The sequence below is a fragment of the Devosia elaeis genome (assembly GCF_001650025.1).
GTDB classification, from domain to species: domain Bacteria; phylum Pseudomonadota; class Alphaproteobacteria; order Rhizobiales; family Devosiaceae; genus Devosia; species Devosia elaeis.
Genome location: NZ_LVVY01000140.1, coordinates 1 through 1,118, shown reverse-complemented (window position 1 = coordinate 1,118; position 1,118 = coordinate 1). Strand labels below are relative to the sequence as shown.

1 protein-coding gene is annotated in these 1,118 nt (G+C 62.9%); it reads left to right on the top strand.

Going from position 1 to position 1,118, the window contains the following annotated elements; genetic code table 11:
- Positions 1-189: 189 nt before the first annotated feature.
- A partial coding sequence (locus A3840_RS18205; protein WP_067460430.1) for an IS110 family RNA-guided transposase occupies positions 190-1,118 on the top strand: 929 nt, incomplete at its 3' end.

Below are 1,118 nucleotides of genomic sequence, written 5' to 3'. Positions count from 1 at the left end.
GGCTTGTATCGGTGAAGTCTGTTTAAATGTTCCCGGGAGGCGGTAACGGCCGCGCTCCCGGGTTGGCAGTGACCGTCTTCGGGTCGGCCTTATCGGCCGAGGTCAAGCGAGGTCCTGCCGGCTCTTCCCTAAACCCGAACAGTTGAGAGGGCCTTGGCCCGCATCACAAGCCAGGGAGAGGCAGAAGAGATGATAGCAGAACCCATCGTGGCCGGCATTGACGTTTCGAAGGACCGACTGGACGTGCATGTCCTGCCCGGATCCGATGTTCTGAGTGTGGATCATTCACCCAAGGGGCTGGCCCGGCTGGCCGCATACTTGCACCGTCTGGGCGTAGAGCGGATCGGCCTGGAGGCTTCGGGTGGCTATGAGCGGCAAGCGCTGAACACCCTCGCCGAGGCGGGGTTTGAGGTCTGCCTGGTGCCGCCCGCCCGCGTGCGCGCCCTGGCACGGGCTCTGGGCCGCCACGCCAAGACCGATCCCATCGATGCCTGGATGATCGCGCGCTATGTGCAGCTCACGCCTGGCCAGCATGACTATCAGCCCGATCCGGCCCGCCAGCGCCTGGACGAACTGGCCGGCCTGCGCCGCCAATTGGTGGCTGAACGCAACAAGCTTGTCTCCCGGCTCGACATCGCCAAGGACAAATTGGTGCGCACCCTGTTGAGCCGCATGCACATCATGGTTCAAGCCAATATTGCACGGCTCGACCGCGAAATCGTCGATCATATCCGCGCTAGCCATCTCAATGAGCGCTACACCATCCTGATGACCATACCCGGCGTCGGACCGGTTCTGGCCGCAACCCTGCTCTGTGACCTGCCCGAGCTGGGTCATGCCACCCACAAACAGCTCGCCAGCCTGGTCGGGGTGGCGCCCCATGCCAGACAGTCAGGCCGGACGGCACGCGCGGGGCGATGCAGCGGCGGACGCGCCAGTGTCAGAAACGTGCTCTATATGGCCACTCTGAGCGCCCTCAAGGCGCGCGTCCCCGCCCTTCGGACCTTCTATGACCGTCTGCGGGCCAATGGAAAACCCTTCAAGGTCGCAATCAACGCCGCAATGCGAAAGTTCATCTCGATCCTAAACGCCATCATCAAACAATCCACAGTTGCTTG